The sequence below is a fragment of the Sorangium sp. So ce185 genome, from assembly GCF_051526825.1.
In the GTDB taxonomy this organism is placed as follows: domain Bacteria; phylum Myxococcota_A; class Polyangia; order Polyangiales; family Polyangiaceae; genus Sorangium; species Sorangium cellulosum_D.
On record NZ_CP150316.1, the window covers coordinates 12,391,540 to 12,409,346 of the forward strand.

The window sequence follows — 17,807 nt, forward strand, 5'->3', positions numbered from 1 at the left end:
GCCCTGGTTTTGAGGCAGAACTCACAGAGCCTCATGCCCGCAGAACGCGGGCTTGCCAGCCGAACCAACACATCGTGCTCCAGCGAACCATTCTCTCCCCTGCCGGCTCGACCGCTCGCCGGACGGGTGGCGGCGCGCCCGGGAAACGCATAGAGAGAGCCGCATCGACGGCAGCGCGAGCTGCACGAGAGAACGGGGCGGCGCGTCCACTGCGATACAAGCGCACAATGCCCCACAAGGCGCTTCAGCGAGCACAGGCGATGCGGTGCAGAGCAAGCGGCGGTGAGGGGCGGACGGCGTGCGAGGAACAAGCCGAGAGCGTGGAAGGGCACGACGGAGCGCAGCGGGCGACGTGTGCCGCTGTCGGGTCGGGAAGGCGGAGGAATCACCGAAGACGGCTCCGCCCGGATGGCCGTCTTGACGGGAGTCGGGGCATGTCAGTACGCTTTGACGCTGGGCGAGCTAGGGCATATCGAGCCGTTGGATCGCGACCGAAGAGCCGCGCCCGGGCAGGTTCCGTCTCGGGAAGAGCTCGAACGATGTCGAGGCTAGGTCGCACGACGGGTTGGGCTGAGCGCGCGTGAGTGACTTCGACGAAAAGACTCGTGTAACGCAGGTGGTCCAGCCCCCACCGGGCGGCGGCAGCAAGAACACGACCGACTGCCTGGTCGTGATCTACACGAAGGAGCCCACGCTGCTCGGCAAGCGGTTCGTGCTGGAGCACAACCCGACGCGGGTCGGCCGGGGGGCGGACAACCACATCGTGCTCGACGGCGACTCCGTTTCACGGCGGCACGCCCATTTCGAGCAGCGGCCGAGCGCCTGGATGGTCGTCGACGACGGCAGCACCAACGGGACGTACTGCAACGATGAGCAGATCTCCCGCGAGGTGGTGCTGAAGAACGGAGACCGGGTGAAGATCGGCCCGACGATCTTCAAGTTCCTGTCCGGCGCCGACGTGGAGGCGCAATACCACGAAGAGATCTACCGGATGACCATCATCGATGGTCTCACGCAGATCCACAACAAGCGCTACCTCTACGAGGCGCTCGAGCGCGAGATCATCCGCGGCCGCCGCCACGAGCGCGACCTCGCGATCCTCCTGTTCGACATCGACCACTTCAAGCGCATCAACGACGTCCACGGCCACCTGGCCGGCGATTTCGTGTTGAAGGAGGTCGCGCGCATCGTGCAGAGCCGCATCCGCCGCGATGAGGTCTTTGCGCGGTACGGCGGCGAGGAGTTCGCCATCATCCTGCCCGAGACGTCGATCGAGGGCGCCGCGGCGCTCGGCGAGACGCTGCGGCAGAAGGTCGCGGAGCACCTCTTCGTCTTCCAGGCCGACAGCATCCGCGTGACGATCAGCGTCGGCGTGGCGCTGCTGCAGGAGGGCGATCGCACCGCGAACGACCTCATCAAGCGCGCCGACGAGCGCCTCTACCACGCGAAGAACAGCGGGAGAAACCGCGTCTGCGCCTGAGCTCGGGGCCGCGGGCGCGCTAGATCCCGGCGGAGGAACGACGATGCCGAACAGCGAGCTGCCGCTGCCGGCGGCGCTGGACCCGGACGGCGGCGACGCGCTGCCCGAGATCCTGGTGCCGCCGCCTGGTCCAAGGTCGCGGAGCGCCCTCGAGCGGCTCGAGCGCGTCGAGTGCCCGGCGTTCGGCCGGCGCCGCGAGGCGCGGGCGCAGAAGAGCGGCGCCGAGATGCTCCCGATCGTGCTGTCGCACGGGCGCGGCGCCAACGTCTGCGACGTCGACGGCAACCGCTACGTCGACCTGTGCGCGGGCTTCGGCGCGCTGCTGCTCGGCCACGCGGCGGCGCCGGTGCGGCGCGCGGCGGAGGAGCAGATGTCGCGGCTGACGCTCGCCCTCGGCGACGTGTACTCGGCCGACGTGAAGATCGCCCTCCTGGAGCGCCTCGCGGCGCTGCACCCCGGGCCCTCGCCGATGGCGCTGCTCGGCCAGAGCGGCAGCGACGCGATCACGGCGGCCATCAAGACGGCGGCGCTCGCGACCGGGCGGCCGGGGCTCGTCGCCTTCGAGGGCGCGTACCACGGCCTCGGGTACGCGCCGCTCGCGGCGTGCGGGCTGCGCGAGAGCTACCGGTCGCCGTTCGCGGAGCAGCTCAACCCGCGCGTGACGTTCGCGCCGTACCCGCGCGACGAGGCGGGCGCGGCGCGCTCGCTCGACGCGATCGAGGCGGCGCTGCGCGGCGGCGAGATCGGCGCGATCCTGCTCGAGCCGATCCTCGGGCGGGGCGGCTGCGTCGTCCCGCCCGACGCGTTCCTGGGCGCGGTCTGCGACGCGGCGCACCGGCGCGGGGCGCTCGTGATCGCCGACGAGATCTGGACCGGCCTCGGTCGGTCGGGGGCGATGACGCGCACGGGGGCGATCGGGGCGCCCGCGGACATCCTCTGCTTCGGCAAGGGGCTCGGCGGCGGGCTCCCCATCTCCGCGTGCGTGGCGCCGGAGCCGATCATGCGCGCGTGGGCGCGCGAGGCCGAGGTGGTCCACACCTCGACGCACTCCGGCTCGCCCCTCGCGTCGAGCGCCGCGATAGCGACGCTCGACGCCCTGGACGCAGGCCAGCTGGCCGCGCGCTCGCGCGACGTGGGCGCGCGCTTCCAGGAGGCGCTCCGGCAGGCGCTGCGGGGCCGAGCGGGCGTCGTCGACGTGCGCGGCGCCGGGCTCATGGTCGGCGTGGAGCTCGAGAGCGCGGAGCTCGGGCTGCGGGCCATGCGCGGGATGCTGGCCGAGGGGTACCTGGTCCTCACGGGTGGGGTGCGCGGCGAGACGCTGACGCTGACGCCGGCGCTCACCACACCCGAGGCGCTGCTGTCGACCGCGGCCGGCGCGCTGGCCCGCGTGCTTTCGTCCTAGGCGCGCGCGGCGCGTGCTATCCCGGTCGCGTGGGACGTGTGGGACGCGTGGGACAGATCGATCAGAGCGAGGCGCTGCACCGCCGCGCGCGGGCGTTCATCGAGGCGTCGCTCCTCCAGGACAGGGCGGGCTCGCCCGGCGCCGGCCGAGCGGCGGCGGCCTCGCTTCAGCAGGGCGAAGGCGCGGCGGACGCCGCGCTCCCGGAGACGTTCGACGCGCTCGCGATCGCCCTCGCCCGGCGCCAGGCCGCGCAGTGCGCGCCGGTCGCCCGCCTCTTCAAGGCGCGCGGCACGGACGTCGACACGATGCAGCGCGCGGAGCAGATCCCCGCGGTGCCGTGCGACGTCTTCCGGTTCGCGCGCGTCGCGGCCCACCCGGCCGAGGCGGACGAGCGCGTCTTCCGCACGAGCGGGACCTCCCTCGGCGCGGCGTCGCGCGGCGAGCACCCGTTCCGCACCACCGCGACGTACGAGCTCGCCGCGGTCGCCTGGGGCGAGCGCCTCCTGTGGCCCGACGGCGCGCGGCTCCGCGCGATCGTCCTGGCGCCGCCGCTCGACGAGGTCCCGGACTCGTCGCTCGGGTTCATGATCGATCGCTTCGCCGCGCGCCTCTCGGGGCCGGCGAGCTGGCACGTGCGCGGCGGCGAGCTCGACGCCGCGGGGTTCGCCCGCGCGTGCGCCGAGGCGCGCGCCGCGGGCGAGCCGGCCATCGTGCTCGGCACCTCGTTCGCGTTCGTCCACCTGCTCGAGGCCGGGCTGCCCGAGGGCGCGACGCTGCTGCCCGGCGGCAGCCGCGCGATGCAGACCGGCGGCTACAAGGGCCGCTCGCGCGAGGTGCCCGCGGAGGAGCTGCGCGCGTCGATCGCGCGATCGCTCGGGGTGCCGCTCTCGCACGTCGTCGGCGAGTACGGCATGACGGAGCTGTCGAGCCAGCTCTACGAGGGCACGCTCGCGGCGGCACTCGCCGGCAGGCCGGGCCCCGCGCCGGGGATCTACCTCGCGCCGCCCTGGACGCGCGTCACCGCGGTCGACCCCGGGACGCTCGCGCCGCTGCCCGCCGGCGAGATCGGGCTCGCGCGGATCGTCGATCTCGCGAACGTCGACTCGGCGGTGGCCATCCAGACGGCCGATCGCGTGCGCGTCACCGACGAGGGCGTCGAGCTCCTGGGCCGCGCGTCCGGGGCGCCGCCGCGCGGCTGCTCGATCGCGATCGACCAGATGCTCGGCGGCGGCCCGTGAGGGACGACGGCGCGGCGCGGCGCCGCCGGGTCGAGCGCGTGGTCGCCGCGGCGGCGCGGATCGCGGACGCGCGCGACCCGCTCGGCCAGGAGGCGCGGCGGCGGCTGCCCGAGACGAGCGGCCTCTCCCCCGAGGGCGTGGAGCTCGCGCTCGGCCGCCACCTCGAGATCGCGCCGAGCAGCGGCGAGCTCGACGCGCTCGTGGCGACCGCGGGGCGCGCGCGCCGCTGCCACGTCGTGCTCGCCGCGAACGTCTGCACGGCGCCGCTGCGGGCCATCGCCGTCGCGGCGGCGACGGCGCCGGAGGTCCTCGTGCGCCCGTCGCGCCGCGATCCCGTCGTCGCGGAGCTCCTCGTGCGCGCGCTCTCGGACGACGAGGGCTTCGCGCGCGACGGCGGCGCCATCTCCCTGGTCCCGGACGTAGCGCTCGGGGACGCCGGGGCGCAGGCGGCGGGCGAGGAGCCCCGCGACGGCGCGCCGCGCGCCGAGCTGCACGTCTACGGCTCGGATCAGACCGTGGCGACGCTGCGCGCCCAGGCCGGGCGCGGCGTCCTCGTGCGCGGGCACGGCGCCGGCCTCGGGCTCGCCGTCGTCGGCCCCGACGCGCGCCTCGCCGAGGCGGCGCGCGACATCGCGGACGACGTCGTGCCGTTCGACCAGCGCGGCTGCCTGTCGCCGCGCTTCGTGCTGGTGGAGGGCCCGGCCGAGCGCGCCGAGGCGCTCGCCCACGCCCTGCACGAGGCGCTCGCGGCCGCGGGCGCGCGCGTCCCGCGCGGGCCGCTCGACGGCGCCGCGCGGGCCGAGGTCGCGATGTACCGGGCCACCCTCGAGGCCGTGGGCTCGTTCTGGGAGGGCGAAGGGCACGGGGTCGGCGTGGATCCGGCGCCGCGGTCGCTGTTGCTGCCGCCCGCGGCGCGCGTCGTCCACGTGGCGGCGAGCGGCGCCGGCGCGGCGCCGGCGCTGCTCGCGCCGATCCGCGGCGCGATCACCGCGATCGGGGCCGGCGGCGGCGGCGATCTCGCGCGCGCCGTGTCCGCCGCGGCCCCGCGCGCCCGGGTCGCGGCGCTGGGGTGGATGCAGCGCCCGCCCCTGGACGGCCCGGTCGACCTGCGGGCGCTCTGACCTCGGCGACCGGCCGCGCGCGGCGGGCGGACGGCGCGCCGGCAGCGCGCGCGTCGCGCCGCGGACGCGGCCTCGGCGGCGGCGCGATCCGGGCGCGCTCGCGTGCGAGGTGCGCTCGAGCGACGGTGTGTGATAGCGATCGTCGTATGTCGTCGCGCACCGATGATCCGAAGGCGACCCACCCGCCCACGGAGCTCGAGGCGATCGCGAGCCCGCCCGCGGCGCCGCTCGACGTGGAGGGCGCGCGGGAGGGGCTCGTCGACGGTGGATCGCCGGACGAGCGCCACGCGGACGCGGGCTCCCCCGCGCCGAGCGATCCGGCCGGCGGCTCGGCCCGCGCCGCGGAGGCCGACGGCGAGGCGGAGCTCGAGGGCGAGGACGCGCCGCCGTCGGTCACCTCCGCCAGGATCCACGTGCGCCGCGACGAGCGCCTCGATCTCGTCATCGAGTACCTGGCCTTCGTGGCGAAGCCGATGCCGCTGTCGCTCCTCCTCGACGAGGCGCCGCAGCGGATCGCCGCCATCCTCGGCGCCGACGTGGCGTCGCTGTACCTCCTCGAGGGCGACGGCGACGAGCTCGTGCTGCGCGGCAACGTCGGCTTCCCGCGCGAGGCGCGCGGCACGGTGCGGCTGTCGGTCGGGCAGGGCATCACGGGCATGGCGGTCGAGTGCTTGCGCCCGATCTCGGTCGTCCAGGCGACGGAGCACGAGCGCTACCGCGCGTTCCCGGAGCTCCGCGAGGAGCGGTTCCCGGTCTTCCTGGCGGCCCCGATCCTCGGCAGCGGCCGCCCGCTCGGCGCCCTGGTCGTGCAGCGGGCGGGGGATCGCGCCTTCACGGCGCGGGACGTCGAGCTCCTCATGGCCCTGACGGCCCCGATCGCGGCCGGCGCGCGCCACGCCCAGGTGCTCGACGAGCTGCGCGAGCGGCGGCGGCGCACCGGCGGGGGCACGCGCAAGGTCACGCTGCCGGGGCTGCCCGTGGTCCCGGGTCGCGCGCTCGGCGCCATCGCGGCCCTGCGGCGGCCGGCCAGCTCGTCGCTCGGCCCGCAGCGGGGCCACGGCGATCCGAAGCTCCTGCGGCTCGCCTTCGACATCGCGGAGAAGGCGCTCGTCGAGCTCCACGCCCGCGCGGCGGAGCGGGGCATCGCGCAGGACGCGGCGTTCCTCTCGACCTACCTCCTGATGATCGGCGACGGCCGCCTGCGCGCGCGCGCCTTCGAGCTCGCGGCCGGCGGGCGCACCGTCGCGCAGGCGCTCGGGACGGTCGCCCGCGAGGTGGCGCGGGCCGCCAACGGGATCGTCGGCGACCCGTTCTTGCAGGACCGCGCCCGCGACATCGAGGACCTCTGCGACGCGCTCCTGATGCTGGCGACCCCGGACGCCCGGGCCGAGCTCCCGTCGAAGGCGGTCCTCGTGGGCGACCAGCTGACCGTGTTCGATCTCCTGATCTCTGCCCGGGCCAACCCCGTCGGCGTCGCGCTCAGCGAGCGGTCCGGGCCGCGCTCGCACGTGCTCCTCCAGCTGCTCGACGTGCCGTCGATCGTGGATGTGGCCGGCGCGTTCCGCTGGGCGTCGCCGGGCGACGTCGCGCTGCTCGACGCGGACCACGGCTTTCTGGTGATCAACCCGTCGCGGGCCGAGGTCGCGACGGTCCGCGCGGCGCGGCGCAAGGGGCCGCCGCTGCCCGGGCCGGCGCCGGACGACGACGGAGAGGACGAGCCGGCGGGCTGAGCACCGGCCGGGGCCGGTGCTCGCGGCTCAGCGGCTGGGCTGCGCGGCGGCGGCCGGGTCGGCCGGCGGCGTTCCCTGGGCGCTCTGCAGCTCCTTCTTGGCGCGCCAGTTCGCCAGGCGCTTCGTGTCGCGTCGCTTCTTCTTGGCTCTCACTGCGGGCTTCTGCGGCATGGCCGGGGGTATAGCCGCTCGAGCCCCTCGAGGGAACCCCGTACCGCGGCCGCCGCACCTCCCGCGGGCCGCGGGGCGTTGACGCCTCACGGCGCCCGCCCCATGACCGCTCGTCCAATGAACGTCCGTCTCGTGCATGAGTTCCGCTTCGAGGCCGCCCACCGCCTCCCCAAGGTGCCGCAGGGGCACAAGTGCGCGCGCCTCCACGGTCACAGCTTCAAGATCGAGGTCGCGATCCGCGGGCCCGTGAACGAGGAGACGGGGTGGTTCATCGATTACAGCCACCTCTACGAAGCCTGGGCGCCCCTCCACGACCTGCTCGATCACAACTACCTGAACGAGGTCCCGGGGCTGGAGAACCCGACGAGCGAGGTGCTCGCCCGGTGGATCTGGAACCGCCTCGCGCCGTCGCTGCCGTCCTTGAACCGGGTCACCGTCTTCGAGACCTGCGACGCCCGCTGCGAGTACGAGGGCGACTAGGTCGATGAAGACGCTCGTCTGCCGCTGCGAGGACGTCACCCTGCACGAGCTCGAGGCCGCGATGGAGCGCGGCTACAAGGACATCGAGTCCGTCAAGCGCTACACGGGCTTCGGCACCGGCTGGTGCCAGGGCAAGTGGTGCCTCGCGCTCTGCGCGCGGCTCATCGAGGAGCGCGGGGGCGATGTCCAGAAGCCGATCACGCCGCGGCCCCCGTACCACCCGGTCTCGCTCGCGGCGCTCGCCGGGCTCGACGCGCTCGGCCTCCGCGGCGGCGGGCACGAGCGCTAGCGCCGGCCGCGCCGCCCCCGCGCGCGCCCATCGCCGACGGCCGGCGCCCCCGGGCCCGGTCGTCAGCCGAGCGGCCGCCGGGCGCTCGCGCACCCGACGTTCACGGTCAGCTCGAAGACGCCCTCGGACCAGTACTTCGAGACCGCGTGGTGCAGGTACGCGAGCATCGAGTCGATGATCTGCGGCTCGAGGTCGAGCATCGCCGTCGCTTCGGGGATCACCATCAGCCGCGAGATCGGGTCCTCGAGGAACTCGCGCCCGCTGTCGAACGACACCGCGATGAGCTGGACGTCGACCTCGACCTCGTCGAACCCGGCGTCCTCGATCTCCTCGGCGATGGTCTCGAGCGTCGGGCGGCTGGCGGAGGCGGCGTCGACCGCCGCGCCGAGCTCCGACAGGTCCTGCTTGAGCGCGCACTCCCGCGCGATGTCGGCCACCTCCGGGAACGAGCCGCGCAGCGGCAGCGCGATGAGCGCCTGGCCGCCGGGGACCAGCACCCGGCGCAGCTCGGCGAGGAGCTGCGCCCGCTCGCTCGGGCGGCAGACCGGGTGCAGCGTGAACGCGTGGGTGAAGCTCGCGTCCGGCAGCGGCGTGGGCAGGGCGTCGGCGAGCACGTAGCTCGCGTTCATCCCGGAGAACAGCGCCGCCTTGGCGCGCGCGAGATCGAGCGCGGCGGCGGACCCGTCGAGCCCCACGAGCGTCGCGCCGGGCAGCTTGTCGGCCACGATCGCGTCGGGGAAGCCGCTCCGACAGCCGAGGTGGGCGATGCGCGCCGCCTCCGAGGGCAGCAGCATGTCCACCGCCAGCGAGGCGAAGAACGAGATGTAGCGCGGGACGACCGCGTGCTCGAACAACACGGCGTCCGCCGCGCTCAGCGGCGGGCCGATCATCAGGCGACCCCGTCCTCTTCCTCCTCGTCGTAGGGCGCGAGGAGGCCGAGCGCCTCTTCGGCGAGCTCGCCGATCGTGACCTCCGACGTCGCGTCGTCGCCGCCGTCGTCGGCCAGCTCGACCGTGCGCATGTCGCCGATCAGCGGCTGGATCAGCGGCGCGTGCGCCGGGTCGCCGATCTCGACCAGGGTCTCGATCGCCGCCGCCACCGCGTCCGGATCCTTGTGGCCGAGGAACTGGCCGAGCAGCTTCGGCACGCCCGGCTCCGGCACCTCGGCGATGAGGTACGGCAGCTCCGGCAGCGCGGACGACCCGACCGGCAGCCGCTTGAGCGCCCGCTCGATCGCCTGCGCGACCTCCTTGAAGCGGTCGTAGGCGAGCGACTCGATCTCCTCGCCCGCCGCCTGCCGCGCCTCGGGGTGCTCCGAGGCGAGCACGTCGATGAGCGCGTCGAGCGCGCGCGGGCCCTCGTGCTCGCCGAGCAGCGACGCGATGCGCACCAGCCGGAGCGCCGCCTCGTCCTCGTCGTTCTCGCGCGTCGCGCTCGCGATCGCGTCCGTGAGGACGTCCAGCAACGCATCGCCGGGCATGGCCGCCAGATCGTCGTGGAGCCGGCGAGCCGTGCGCTCCGCGTCGAACAGCTTGTTCAGGGTCGTCTCGATAGCTTGGCGATTTTGCACGAAGAGGAGCTATCAACAGCGCGCCGCCTCCGCAAGCCGGCAGGCAGCAAGGGCCCGTTCCCCGCGGATTCCCGTCCACGGCGGGCGCGGCCACGCCAGCCCGGCGCTACCGCATCGCGCTCGCCTGCCGCGCGCGATGCGGTAGACCGTTCATGGCATGCGCGCGTCCGGCTCATCGCAAGCCCGCCCGACGAGGGCGGCGGTCTCCCCTTCCCCGCTCGTGCGCGGCGCCGCGGCGTCCGCCCTCGTCCTTGCGCTCGGGGGCCTCGACGACCCCGCGCCGCCGCCGCCCGCGGTCGTCCCTCCGGCGGCCGCGGCGCGCGGCGCCGCGGGCGCGGCGGCGCTCTGCGGCCCGCGCACCGTGCCGGAGGGCGCCGCGTGCGTCCCGCTGCCGGCGCCGGGCGCGCCGCTCTCCGAGGGCGGCGCGGCGGCGCTCTCCGGCCCGGGCGGCGCGCGTCCCGCAGGGGCGGGCGCGCGCGGGCAGGCCTACGAGCACATCCCCCGCCGCCCGGAACGTCCGGCGAGCGCCGCCGCGTACGCGTTCCCGATCGGCGCGCCGGATCAGGCGCCCGAGTTCCTCCTCGTCGAGGGCGCTCCAGCGCAACCGGGCGCGCCGCCTCCGGCGGGCCCCGTCGCCGCGATCGGCGCCGCGCGACCCGAGCCGCCGTCCTGGGCCGGCGGGGTCGACCTCGCGGCGGCGCGGGGCGACCGCGTGGCGTCGCTGCGGCTCGAGGGCCAGGAGGGGAAGGCCGAGGTCGTCTTCGTCGGCGAGCTGTCCGGGATCATGGTCGCCACGGCGCACGACGTGCGCGACGTGGATCGCGTTCGCAGGTACGTCCTGCTCCACGGCCACCTCGACCGCCCCGGCCCCGGCGTCGTGGCGGGCGCGCGCCTCGACGCGGGCGATGTGGTCGGGTACGCCGGCGACACCGGCAGCCCGGGCCTCGTCCGGCTGCGCCTCGAGGCGCGGCAGCTCCGCGAGGGCGCGCGGCTCTCGGATCTCGATCCGAAGCGCATCATCGACGCCGCCGTGACGGTGCCGTGCGACCTCCGCAACGTGCTGCCGCTCCGTCAGGGCGCGAGCTTGTAGCCGAAGCCGTAGACCGTGAGGATGTGCTCCGGCTTGTCGGGCGAGCGCTCGATCTTCTTGCGCAGCTTGACGATGAAGTTGTCGACCGTGCGGTTCGACGGCCCGGCCTCGATCCCCCAGATCTTCTGGAGGATCTCCTCGCGCGAGACCGGCTGGCCCAGGCGCTCGTGCAGGAGGCGCAGGAGCTCGACCTCGTAGAACGACAGCTGATCCGACCGCGAGCCCCGCGAGACGGTGTGGGCGGTCATGTTGACCTGCACGTTGCCGATGGTGAACACCTCGACCGGCGCCTCGGCGGGCCGGGCGGCGCGGCGGAAGAGGGCGCGCAGCCGGGCGATGAGCTCGCCCACGCTGAACGGCTTGGTCACGTAGTCGTCGGCGCCCGCGTCGAGGCCGCGGATCTTGTCGATCTCCTGGCCGCGGGCCGTCAGCATGATGATCGGCACGAACGCGTCCCAGCGGCGCAGGTCCTCGCAGACCTTGAAGCCGTTGGTGTCGGGGAGCATGAGGTCGAGCAGGATCGCGTCGGGCTTCTCCTGCCGCGCGAGCAGCACGCCGTCCTTCCCCTTCGACGCCGACGCCACCGAGAAGCCCTCGAACTCGAGGGCATCCGTCAGCCCCAGCACGATGTGGGGCTCGTCCTCGATGATCAGGATCTTCTTGCGTGCCGCCACGACGGAGTGCGGTCTTAGCACAAAACCGACCGGGCCCCGCGAGGGCCCTGCCGGCCGGCGCGCCGCAGGCCCTCCGGGGCCACAAAAAGCGGCGCGGGGCGCGATCTCGCGATCGGCCCCGCGCGCCGGGTCAGCCCGCCGTCAGCCTACTCGCCGGAGCAGGTGATGAACAGCGTGGAGCCCTGCTGGGCTTCGCCCTTGCCCGTGAAGCGGATCTTGCGCCGCTCGGTCGACGGGCAGTCGGCGACGATCGCCGCATCGCCGAGCCTGATCGACGGATCGACGTAGCACCACCCGTGCACCGGCTGGCCGCCGGACTCGACGTTGTCGTTCACGTTGTTCCTGCACTCGTAGGCCGGTTCGCCCGGATTCGCGCCCTCGAGCTGCTGGATCTCGCACACGCAGTCCCAGCCGGAGACCTTCGCGATGTCGAGGGCGAGCACCTCCTCGACCGCGGCGAAGCGAGGCTCGTTCTCCGGCACCGTGGCGCGCCCCGTCGCAGGATCGCAGTTGCACTGGCCCTGCGAGTTGCGCGCCTCGAGGATCAGGCAGGAGACCTGCTGCTCGGGGTCGGGGGTCAAGGTGCGCGGCAGGCACTGGCCGCCGAGCACCGTCTTCAGGCGATCGATGATGGCGCCGATCGCCGGCCGGTAGCCGTAGTCGGCCTCGTTGGTGCGTTCGAGCTGCGCCGGGCACACCGAGCCGACGATGCCCTGGGGTCCGAGCTCGCGGATGAGCTGCAGCTCGCGGAGGCCCGGGTAGGCCTTCGCCTTGATCTGCGTCGTCGTCCTGGAGCCCGGGGCTTCCTGGTTGCTTCCGGCTTCCGGCTCGCACAGCGGGTTGTCGTTCGGCGCGCCCTGCTGCTCCCTGCAGTCGCAGCTCTGGGCGTTGCCCTCGCAGGATTTCGACTCGGGGAGATCGAAGATGCACGCGTACTGGAGGTCGCCGGTGCTCGTCTGCGGGATCGTGTACTCGCGGCCGTTGATGGTGTTCCAGCCCGTCTGGTCCGGCTGGATGATCGTGTCGCCGGTGATCGGGTTCGTGCCCGAGCGCGGCGCCGTCGACTCGATCATGAACGGGTCCTTCGGCGGCTGGAACTTCGCGGGGTCGCCGAGGATGAGCTCCCAGGTGCTGGCGAACGCGTTGTCGAGCAGCGGGGAGCCGAGCTCGGTCGCGTTCTTGAACCCGCCGACCGGCTCGCCGTCCTCGTTGAGGCCGCGCAGGAGGTCCGGCTCGCCCTGCGCGTTCTGGCGCGCGATGTCCTGCCAGGGCACGCCGACGATGCCGGCGAAGAAGACGAGCCCGGGATCGCGGATGATCGAGTCATCGTCGTCCGTGACCAGATCGCTGAAGATCGGGTTCGGGACGAGATCGCCCTGGCGGTTCGGGATCTGCGCCTCGGTGAAGGCGCGCCGGTAGCGCTCGATCGGGTAGAGGAAGTCGAAGCCGAACCGGCGCTTCTGATCCCAGCAGCGGGAGTTGACCGGATCCTCGACGGCGCTCAGCCGGGCGGGGAAGCCGTCGGTGCCCGTGCAGGCCGGGTCGGGCGGGCAGCCGTCCTGGTTCTGGCTGCACGACCTGCAGCACTTGTTGCCCGGGTCGGTGGCGCACTCGGCGCGCGGCCGCCACAGGCGGAAGCCGTTCCTGGTCTCAGCGACGAGGTAGTTGCGGCCCTCCTCGCGGATCGAGCAGTCGTTCTCGTCGCTGAGCATGATGATCGCGAGGAGGGAGCTCGACCGGAGGAAGTTTTTGCGCTGCTCGATGACGGTGCCGTCCAGGCCCATCGGCACGGCGGCGTCGCCCTGGATCTCGATGCGCTCGTAGGGCTCCGGGTCGACGAGGAAGCGGTACACGCTCTCGAGCTGCGCCTCGAAGCCGCAGCCGGACTGCCCGGTGCCCTTGACCATCGCCCTGAGCTGCTCGACGAGCGAGGTGTCGTTGAGATCGTCGGGCGAGTCGCCCTCGATGTCCGCCTCGCCGTCTTCCGGGTCGGGCCTCCCCGGCTCTCCGTTCAGGTCGCGCTTCTGATCGGGGTCCCAGGCCAGGAAGCCCTTGTTGAGGTAGGTCGGGAGGTCGTTGACCTCGGAGTCCTCGCTCTCGCGCGCGAGGAGGTGCGCCATGTCCACGTTGGACGGGCTCGTCATCGCCGGGCAGGCGCCCGAGCCGTGGCCGCCGAGGCTCGAGCTGATGATGCCGATGTGGATGTCCTTGACCGGCTCGAACTCGCGCTTGAAGTCCGGCCTGCATTCTTCGTTCGGCGACGAGACGGTCTCGGGCGGCTCCATGCCGTTCTTGTGGATGCAGCGCGGGTTGACGAGGCCCTGCACGAGGTCAGGGATGGCGGTGGCGAGGATGTCCTGCTTGTCGGCCATCGAGCCCGAGTTGTCGATGGCCAGGAGGAGGTCGATCTTGTCGACCGAGCTCTGGGTCAGCCGCTCGACGATCGTCGATGTCGTGCGGGGCTCGTTCGCGGCGATGGGGCGGTTCAGACATCCGAAGGCGCTGCCCGTGCCCGCGATCAAGAGGCCCGCCAGGGCGAGCCTCATCGCGCCCCTCCACGGGCGCCTCCTCTCACGCTCAATCCGCGTCATCATTGGACTTTCCTTTCGACCACCGATCCAGTTGCGCGGCGGTCAAGCCACTGAACGGGCCCGTCGTCCACGGGCCCATGACCGACTTCCGCAGGCGATCCGCGGCTCGACGGGAGCCCGATGCTAAGGACCCGACCGGAATGCTGTCAATTCGACCCGTCGGCCCCGCCCGGACCCGCCTGAGGGCGCCGTAGCAAAGGAGGTGCCGCCGCCGCGCTTCGAGAGGCTCCATCGCCGCGCTCGGCCGCGCCGTCAACTTGATTGCGAAGTGCCAACTCCGTAGGCGATCCGCCTGGTTGGGAACCTCGGCCCACCTGGACGTGCCACCTACACGGCGATCGATCGGCCTCGACCTCAACCTGGGTCGGGTCGGCCCACCTCAACCTAGGTTGGGTCGGCCTCGGCCTCAACCCGGGTCGGCCCACCTCAACCCGGGTCGGGTCGGCCCAACCCGGGTCGGGTCGGCCGCACCTCAACCTCGGTCAGCCAACCTCGCCCTCGTCGGCCGCCGGCCTCAACCTCGGTCGTCCTCGACGGGTGGCACCGCAGCTCAACCCGGGTCGGCCGCCGCCAACCCGGGTCGAGCTGCCGCACCTCGACCTCGGTCGAAGGGGGCAGCTGGCTCGATCGCGCCACCCGCGCCGGCACGGGTTGCCGCTTCCCAGCAGGGCCGAGTTGTGGTCAGTGCCCGAGCATGTTGCGCGTCGCCCTCGCCATGGTCCCGGAGGTCCGGCAGCTCCTCGCCGAGGATCCGGCGCAGCTCTCCGACCTGCTCGACGAGATCCACGACGAGGACCTCGCCGATCTCATCGGCCTGCTGGACGACGCCGAGGCGGCGAAGGTCCTCATGGCGCTCAAGGCCGAGGAGGCCGCGCCCATCTTCGAGCGCCTCGACGGCGAGACCCAGGAGGCGCTCGTCGAGCAGATGGGCGTCGAGAGCATCGCGCCGATCGTCTCCGAGATGGCGGCCGACGACCGCACCGACCTCATCGAGGCCCTCCCCGACCAGGTCAGCGGCACGCTGCTCTCCACGCTGGAGAAGGTCGACCCCGAGGCCGCCGCCGAGGTCGAGGAGCTCGCCAAGTGGCCGGAGGACAGCGCCGGCGGCCTCATGACCACCGACTACGTGTCGGTGGGCATCCACCTCAAGGTCGCCGACGTGATCGAGCGCATCCGCGCCGTCGGCGAGGACGCCGAGACCATCTACTACGTGTACGTCGTCTCCGATCGCGGGCACCTCATCGGCGTCGTCTCGCTGCGCGATCTGCTGCTCGCCTCGCCGTCCGAGAAGCTCTCGAACGTGATGACCGAGAACGTCTTCGCCGTCAGCCCCGAGACCGACCAGGAAGAGGTCGCGCGGACCATGGCGAAGTACGACTTCAGCGCGCTGCCCGTGCTCTCCGCGGACCGGAAGCTGCTCGGCGTCATCACCGTCGACGACGTGATGGATGTCCTCACGGAGGAGCAGTCCGAGGACATGCAGCGGCTCGGCGCGGTCGGCCCCATCGAGGACAGCTACTTCAAGACGAGCTTCTGGACGTTCATCCAGAAGCGCGCCCCCTGGCTCGCCGTCCTGTTCGTCGGCGAGTTCATGACCGGCGAGGTGCTCCGGCGCTTCGAGCACGACCTCGAGGCCGTCGCGACGCTCGCCTACTACGTGCCCCTGCTCATCTCGACGGGCGGCAACTCCGGCTCGCAGTCGTCGTCGCTCATCATCCGCGGCCTCGCCGTCGGCGACCTGCGCGTCGGCGACTGGTCGAGCGTCCTCGTCCGCGAGCTCGGGCAGGCCGTCGTGCTCGGCCTCATCCTCTCGGTCATCGGCATGCTCCGCGTCTGGCTCTGGGGCGACGGCACCGGCTTCGTCCTGACGATCGGCGTGACGCTGATGGCGATCGTCCTCATGGGCTGCACCGTGGGCGCGATGCTCCCCCTCCTGCTCCGGCGCCTCGGCCTCGATCCGGCGACCAGCTCCACGCCGTTCATCGCGAGCCTCGTCGACGTCCTCGGGATCCTGCTCTACTTCACGATCGCCCGCCTCTTCCTGTCCGACCTGCTCGCGCAGGCCGGGGCGGGCGGGTGAGCAGCCCCTTCTGCCGCGCCGTCCGGACCGACGAGGCGCCGGCGCGCCCGCTCGACGCGCCGCGCGCGGCGCGCCGCGCGCGGCGCGCCGCTCGACGCGCCGCGCGCCGCTCGACGCGCCGTGGGCCCTTGACGCGTCGGCCCCCATGGGGGAGTGAAACTGTCGATTTTCGTTCGGCGCAACGTGCGCTGAACCGCTCCTAGGGAAGGAGTCAAGATGGCCGAAGGCTTGAATCGCGTGATGCTGCTCGGCAACCTGGGCGCCGACCCCGAGCTCCGGTTCACCCAGGGAGGGCAGGCAGTCTTGAACCTGCGGCTCGCGACGACCGAATCGTACCTGGATCGCGACAAGGTCCGGAAAGAACGGACGGACTGGCACAATGTCGTGATCTGGGGCAAGCGCGCCGAGGCCTTGGGCAAGATCCTCAGCAAAGGCTCCTCGATCTTCGTCGAAGGCTCGCTCCGCACGTCGAGCTACGACGATCGGGATGGCAACAAGCGTTACAAGACCGAGGTGATCGCGAACAACGTCCTGCTGACGGGCGGGGGCCGCGGCGGCCGCGGCGTCGCCAACGACGACGCCGGGTTCGGCGCCGATCCCGGCGGCGGTGGCGGCGGCTACGGCGGTGGTGGCGGCGGCTACGGCGGTGGTGGTGGCGGCGGCTACGGCGGCGGTGGCGGCGGCGGCGGCGGTCGCCCGGCCGGCGGCGGCTACAACCGCGGCGGCGGCGGCGGCGGCGGTCGCCCAGCGCCTGCGGCGCCGGATCCCGGTCCCCCGCCGGACGATTTCGGCGGCGGCTACGGCGGCGGCGGCAACGACGACGACATCCCGTTCTGATCGCGCCCCTTCCGGGCTTCCGGGCCCAGCCGTCGGCTAGGGCCGCGGCCGCGGCCGCCTCGCCAGCACCACGGCCACGCCCGCCGCCGCGAGCACCCCGAGCCCCGCGGCGGCCGCGAGCGGCTCCTCCGCGGCGAGGAAGATCGCCCGCACGAGCAACCCCGGCGCCGGCGGCGCCACGAACGCCCCCTCGATCTCCGTCGCGCCGAGCAGCGCTTCGCATCGGGCGCCCGCCCCCTGCGCCGGCTCCAGGCAGACCACGCTGCAGAGCGCCGCGTCGTGCTCGCGCCCCGCGAAGCCGAGCACGTGCCGCCCACGGATCGCCACCGCGCGCTCGCCCGCCCTCCCCGCCCCCTCGAACGGCTGCTCGTACCGCCGCTCGATCCCCCGGATCGGCCCTGCCTCCCACCGCTCGATCGCCACCCCGAGCGCCCCGCGCACGAGCCCCGACGCCCGATCGAGCACCAGCTCCTCCAGGCCGGTGACCCACCGCCGCGACGGGGCCGTCGCGCAGACCGCGCGCAGCGACACGTCGTCCGCCTCGACGCCGCGCCGCAGCGTCACCTTCGCCCCCGCGATCGCCGACACGTCGATCGCGGGCAACGCCTCCGGCGGCGCGTCGCGCGCCCCGGCGGGCAGCGAGAGGCGCAGCGCGAGGCCCGGCGCCACGCCGTGCAGCTCAGACGCGCTCGAGCTCATCCATCAGCGCGAGCACCTCGCTCCGGATCTCGACCAGCGCGGCGCGCATCCGCTGCACCTCCTCGTGGCTCGCGCCCGCGTCGGGGGCCGGCGGCTCGATCCCGCCCTCGCGCAGCTTGCGCCGCGCCCCGGCGATCGTGAAGCGATGCGAGTAGAGGAGCTCCTTCACCTTGAGGAGCGTCTCGACGTCGCGCCGGCTGTAGACCCGCTGCCCCTTCGCCGACTTCTGCGGGCGGATGGAGCGGAACTCCGTCTCCCAGTACCGGAGCACGTGCGGCTCGACCCCGACGATGCCGGCCACCTCGCCGATCCGGTAGTACAGCTTCGCCGGAAGCTGCTGGCGCACGGCCAAGCG

General features: G+C 73.6%; 17 protein-coding genes. 10 read left to right on the plus strand and 7 right to left on the minus strand.

Features of this window, described 5'->3' with window-relative positions; all coding sequences use genetic code 11:
• Nucleotides 1-580 precede the first annotated feature (580 nt).
• From WMF26_RS45730 to WMF26_RS45750, 5 genes are all read left to right on the plus strand, one after another.
• Complete coding sequence (locus WMF26_RS45730; protein ID WP_020741151.1) at nucleotides 581-1,480, plus strand: GGDEF domain-containing protein; 900 nt, start codon at nucleotides 581-583, stop codon at nucleotides 1,478-1,480.
• Nucleotides 1,481-1,523: 43 nt separating this feature from the next.
• Nucleotides 1,524-2,882, plus strand: coding sequence for an aminotransferase class III-fold pyridoxal phosphate-dependent enzyme (locus WMF26_RS45735; protein WP_437997845.1), 1,359 nt, complete (start codon nucleotides 1,524-1,526; stop codon nucleotides 2,880-2,882).
• 47 nt (nucleotides 2,883-2,929) lie between these two features.
• Nucleotides 2,930-4,120, plus strand: a complete 1,191-nt coding sequence (locus WMF26_RS45740) for an acyl-protein synthetase (protein WP_437997846.1) — start codon at nucleotides 2,930-2,932, stop codon at nucleotides 4,118-4,120.
• Nucleotides 4,117-5,241 (plus strand): acyl-CoA reductase, encoded by a 1,125-nt coding sequence (locus WMF26_RS45745; RefSeq protein ID WP_437997847.1) that lies wholly within the window; start codon nucleotides 4,117-4,119, stop codon nucleotides 5,239-5,241. Before WMF26_RS45740 ends, WMF26_RS45745 begins: the two co-directional genes overlap by 4 nt.
• Before the next feature lie 146 nt (nucleotides 5,242-5,387).
• Entirely contained in the window at nucleotides 5,388-6,971 is a 1,584-nt protein-coding gene (locus WMF26_RS45750) for a GAF domain-containing protein (protein WP_437997848.1), read from the plus strand.
• A 27-nt stretch (nucleotides 6,972-6,998) separates the two neighbouring features.
• Here the strand turns inward: WMF26_RS45750 and WMF26_RS45755 are convergent, their stop codons facing one another.
• Nucleotides 6,999-7,124 (minus strand): hypothetical protein, encoded by a 126-nt coding sequence (locus WMF26_RS45755; protein ID WP_257792751.1) that lies wholly within the window; start codon nucleotides 7,122-7,124, stop codon nucleotides 6,999-7,001.
• A 135-nt stretch (nucleotides 7,125-7,259) separates the two neighbouring features.
• Here WMF26_RS45755 and queD point away from each other — a divergent pair, with 135 nt between their 5' ends.
• Together queD and WMF26_RS45765 are read left to right on the plus strand one after the other, a co-directional pair.
• Nucleotides 7,260-7,622, plus strand: coding sequence for a 6-carboxytetrahydropterin synthase QueD (queD, locus tag WMF26_RS45760; protein ID WP_061621487.1), 363 nt, complete (start codon nucleotides 7,260-7,262; stop codon nucleotides 7,620-7,622).
• 4 nt (nucleotides 7,623-7,626) lie between these two features.
• Nucleotides 7,627-7,911 (plus strand): (2Fe-2S)-binding protein, encoded by a 285-nt coding sequence (locus WMF26_RS45765; protein ID WP_061621488.1) that lies wholly within the window; start codon nucleotides 7,627-7,629, stop codon nucleotides 7,909-7,911.
• 62 nt (nucleotides 7,912-7,973) lie between these two features.
• Here the strand turns inward: WMF26_RS45765 and WMF26_RS45770 are convergent, their stop codons facing one another.
• Together WMF26_RS45770 and WMF26_RS45775 are read right to left on the minus strand one after the other, a co-directional pair.
• Nucleotides 7,974-8,801 carry a class I SAM-dependent methyltransferase gene (locus tag WMF26_RS45770; protein ID WP_061621348.1) on the minus strand — a complete coding sequence of 276 codons (828 nt, stop codon included), beginning with the start codon at nucleotides 8,799-8,801 and terminating at the stop codon, nucleotides 7,974-7,976.
• Nucleotides 8,801-9,481, minus strand: coding sequence for a HEAT repeat domain-containing protein (locus tag WMF26_RS45775; RefSeq protein ID WP_437334312.1), 681 nt, complete (start codon nucleotides 9,479-9,481; stop codon nucleotides 8,801-8,803). The genes WMF26_RS45770 and WMF26_RS45775 overlap by 1 nt, the downstream gene beginning before the upstream one ends.
• Before the next feature lie 157 nt (nucleotides 9,482-9,638).
• On the opposite strand from WMF26_RS45775, the gene WMF26_RS45780 reads away from it, so the two are divergent.
• Nucleotides 9,639-10,571, plus strand: a complete 933-nt coding sequence (locus WMF26_RS45780) for a M23 family metallopeptidase (protein WP_437997849.1) — start codon at nucleotides 9,639-9,641, stop codon at nucleotides 10,569-10,571.
• Here WMF26_RS45780 and WMF26_RS45785 read toward each other — a convergent pair.
• Both WMF26_RS45785 and WMF26_RS45790 read right to left on the minus strand, forming a co-directional pair.
• Nucleotides 10,553-11,245, minus strand: a complete 693-nt coding sequence (locus WMF26_RS45785) for a response regulator transcription factor (RefSeq protein ID WP_020741161.1) — start codon at nucleotides 11,243-11,245, stop codon at nucleotides 10,553-10,555. The two genes, WMF26_RS45780 and WMF26_RS45785, sit on opposite strands and share 19 nt — an antisense overlap.
• Before the next feature lie 146 nt (nucleotides 11,246-11,391).
• Nucleotides 11,392-13,791 carry a hypothetical protein gene (locus WMF26_RS45790; RefSeq protein WP_437997850.1) on the minus strand — a complete coding sequence of 800 codons (2,400 nt, stop codon included), beginning with the start codon at nucleotides 13,789-13,791 and terminating at the stop codon, nucleotides 11,392-11,394.
• Nucleotides 13,792-14,530: 739 nt separating this feature from the next.
• On the opposite strand from WMF26_RS45790, the gene mgtE reads away from it, so the two are divergent.
• Nucleotides 14,531-15,916, plus strand: a complete 1,386-nt coding sequence (gene mgtE, locus WMF26_RS45795; protein WP_437997851.1) for a magnesium transporter — start codon at nucleotides 14,531-14,533, stop codon at nucleotides 15,914-15,916.
• Between the two features lie 216 nt (nucleotides 15,917-16,132).
• Nucleotides 16,133-16,753, plus strand: a complete 621-nt coding sequence (locus WMF26_RS45800; protein ID WP_437997852.1) for a single-stranded DNA-binding protein — start codon at nucleotides 16,133-16,135, stop codon at nucleotides 16,751-16,753.
• A 36-nt stretch (nucleotides 16,754-16,789) separates the two neighbouring features.
• On the opposite strand, the gene WMF26_RS45805 is transcribed toward WMF26_RS45800, so the two are convergent.
• On the minus strand, nucleotides 16,790-17,452 hold the full coding sequence (locus tag WMF26_RS45805) for a hypothetical protein (protein WP_437997853.1): 663 nt from the start codon (nucleotides 17,450-17,452) through the stop codon (nucleotides 16,790-16,792).
• Nucleotides 17,433-17,798, minus strand: coding sequence for a MerR family transcriptional regulator (locus tag WMF26_RS45810; protein ID WP_237244684.1), 366 nt, complete (start codon nucleotides 17,796-17,798; stop codon nucleotides 17,433-17,435). The genes WMF26_RS45805 and WMF26_RS45810 overlap by 20 nt, the downstream gene beginning before the upstream one ends.
• Nucleotides 17,799-17,807 lie beyond the last annotated feature (9 nt).

Excerpts from the sequence above, each read along its gene's own strand:
- WMF26_RS45735 (WP_437997845.1), top strand. The coding sequence starts at position 1,524 with ATGCCGAACAGCGAGCTGCCGCTGCCGGCGGCGCTGGACCCGGACGGC.
- WMF26_RS45750 (WP_437997848.1), top strand. The coding sequence starts at position 5,388 with ATGTCGTCGCGCACCGATGATCCGAAGGCGACCCACCCGCCCACGGAG.
- queD (WP_061621487.1), top strand. The coding sequence starts at position 7,260 with ATGAACGTCCGTCTCGTGCATGAGTTCCGCTTCGAGGCCGCCCACCGC.
- WMF26_RS45765 (WP_061621488.1), top strand. The coding sequence starts at position 7,627 with ATGAAGACGCTCGTCTGCCGCTGCGAGGACGTCACCCTGCACGAGCTC.
- WMF26_RS45770 (WP_061621348.1), bottom strand. The coding sequence starts at position 8,801 with ATGATCGGCCCGCCGCTGAGCGCGGCGGACGCCGTGTTGTTCGAGCAC.
- WMF26_RS45780 (WP_437997849.1), top strand. The coding sequence starts at position 9,639 with ATGCGCGCGTCCGGCTCATCGCAAGCCCGCCCGACGAGGGCGGCGGTC.
- WMF26_RS45790 (WP_437997850.1), bottom strand. The coding sequence starts at position 13,791 with ATGAGGCTCGCCCTGGCGGGCCTCTTGATCGCGGGCACGGGCAGCGCC.
- mgtE (WP_437997851.1), top strand. The coding sequence starts at position 14,531 with ATGTTGCGCGTCGCCCTCGCCATGGTCCCGGAGGTCCGGCAGCTCCTC.
- WMF26_RS45800 (WP_437997852.1), top strand. The coding sequence starts at position 16,133 with ATGGCCGAAGGCTTGAATCGCGTGATGCTGCTCGGCAACCTGGGCGCC.
- WMF26_RS45805 (WP_437997853.1), bottom strand. The coding sequence starts at position 17,452 with ATGAGCTCGAGCGCGTCTGAGCTGCACGGCGTGGCGCCGGGCCTCGCG.